The sequence below is a fragment of the Variovorax soli NBRC 106424 genome (assembly GCF_001591385.1).
In the GTDB taxonomy this organism is placed as follows: domain Bacteria; phylum Pseudomonadota; class Gammaproteobacteria; order Burkholderiales; family Burkholderiaceae_C; genus Variovorax; species Variovorax soli.
The window spans coordinates 1-2,182 of sequence record NZ_BCUU01000210.1 but is presented as its reverse complement, the minus strand read 5'-3'; the positions used below and the strand labels follow the sequence as shown (position 1 = coordinate 2,182).

Sequence of the window (2,182 nt, the reverse complement as noted above, 5' to 3'; positions counted from 1 at the left end):
ATGCAGCGCCCGCATCGACCCGCCGTGCCCCCATCCCTGCCTTCCCCCAGAGGGGGAAGGAGTCCAAACGCATCGGACCTTCCCATGACCCTTTCCGACATGCTCAACATCGGCCTCATGCAGGGCTTCGCGGGCCTTTCGCTCTTCGCGGTGCTGCTGCTCATGGGCCTGGGCCTGGCCATCATCTTCGGGCAGATGGGCGTCATCAACATGGCGCACGGCGAGTTCATGGCGATCGGGGCCTACACGATCTACATGGCCGCCACGCTCACCGAGAAGCTCGCGCCCGGTGCCATGGCCTACTACTTTCCGGTGGCGATCGTGCTGGCCTTCCTCGTGGCCTTCGTGTTCGGCTGGCTGATGGAATGGGCGTTGATCCGCCACCTGTACAGCCGGCCGCTCGATACGCTGCTGGCCACCTGGGGCGTGAGCCTGGGCCTGCAGCAGTGCTTTCGCACCTTCATCAACCCCAAGGAAGTGAGCCCCACGCTGCCCGAGTGGCTGATGGGCTCGTGGTCGCCGGCCGAGGGGCTGGACATCCCGATCAACGGCCTGTTCGTGCTCTCGCTCACCGCCATCGTCACCGCCGGCGTGCTGCTGGCGCTGCACAAGAGCCGCTGGGGCCTGCGCGTTCGCGCCACCGTGGCCAACCGCACCATGGCCAATGCCACCGGCATCGACACCAGGAAGACCGACCGCCTCACCTTCGCCATCGGCTGCGGCATCGCCGGCGTGGCCGGCGCCGCCTTCACCACCATCGGCTCCACCGGGCCGACCTCGGGGCAGCTCTACATCGTCGATTCCTTCCTGGTCGTCACCTTCGGCGGCGCGGCCAGCCTGCTGGGCACGGTGGTGTCGGCCTTCGGCATTGCGCAGACGCAGTCGATCTCGGAGTTCTTCATGACCGGCTCCATGGCCAAGGTGCTGACGCTGTCGCTGATCGTGCTGATCCTGATGCTGCGGCCCCAGGGCTTGTTCGCCTCCAAGGTCCGACGCTGACCCGTTGTTGCGCCACTGAATTCCCGAGATTGCGGAGTCCCTGAATGGAAACCATCAAAGCCCTGATCAAGCGCTACCAACTCGGCAGCCTGCTGCTGCTGACCCTGCTCCTGGCCGTGGTGCTGCCGCTGTCGCTGGACATCTTCCGCCTGAACCTGGTGGGCAAGTACCTCTGCTATGCCTTCGTGGCCGTCGGCCTGGTGATGGTGTGGGGCTATGGCGGCGTGCTCAGCCTGGGGCAGGGCGTGTTCTTCGGCCTGGGCGGCTATGCCATGGCCATGTTCCTGAAGCTGGAGGCGTCCGACCCGGTGAGCACCAAGATCCAGTCCACGCCCGGCATTCCGGACTTCATGGACTGGAACCAGCTCACCGCGCTGCCGGCGTTCTGGGTGCCGTTCAAGAGCTTCCCCTTTGCGGTGCTCGCGGTGGTGCTGCTGCCGATGGCGCTGGCCTGGCTGATCAGCTTCGCCATGTTCAAGCGGCGCGTGGGCGGCGTGTATTTCGCCATCATCACGCAGGCGGTGGCGCTGATCATGACGGTGCTCATCATCGGCCAGCAGGGCTACACCGGCGGCGTCAACGGCATGACCGACCTGAAGACCCTGCTGGGCTGGGACACCCGCACCGACAGCGCCAAGTACATCCTCTACTTCGTGTGCGTGGCCCTGCTCATCGGCGCCATCGTGCTGTGCCGCTGGGTGCAGACCAGCAAGCTGGGCACGCTGCTGCTGGCCATGCGCGACAAGGAAGACCGGGTGCGCTTCTCGGGCTACGACGTGTCGAACTTCAAGGTCTTCACCTTCTGCCTCGCGGCCGGGCTCTCGGGCATTGGGGGTGCGATGTTCACGCTGCAGGTGGGCTTCATGTCGCCCAGCTTCGTGGGCATCGTGCCCTCCATCGAGATGGTGATCTTCGCCGCGGTGGGCGGGCGTATGAGCCTGGTGGGCGCGGTGTACGGCGCGCTGCTGGTGAATGCGGGCAAGACGATCTTCTCGGAGAGCTTTCCGGACCTGTGGCTGTTCCTCATGGCCGCCCTGTTCATCGGCGTGACCATGGCCTTCCCCATGGGCCTGGCGGGCCTCTGGGAAGACAAGATCAAGCCCTGGTGGCGCCAGCGCCGGCTCGCGCGCCAGGAAGAGGCGCTGCGCCTGGCCGCCGCGCACGCCGCCTACCCCGACGTGCT

The 2,182-nt window shown here is 66.2% G+C and carries 2 protein-coding genes; both read left to right on the top strand.

All coding sequences use genetic code 11. The features are described from left to right. Positions 1–84 precede the first annotated feature (84 nt). Positions 85–999, top strand: a complete 915-nt coding sequence (urtB, locus tag VSO01S_RS26335; RefSeq protein ID WP_068645696.1) for an urea ABC transporter permease subunit UrtB — start codon at positions 85–87, stop codon at positions 997–999. A gap of 44 nt (positions 1,000–1,043) precedes the next feature. Continuing rightward, a partial coding sequence (urtC, locus tag VSO01S_RS26330; protein ID WP_068645695.1) for an urea ABC transporter permease subunit UrtC occupies positions 1,044–2,182 on the top strand: 1,139 nt, incomplete at its 3' end.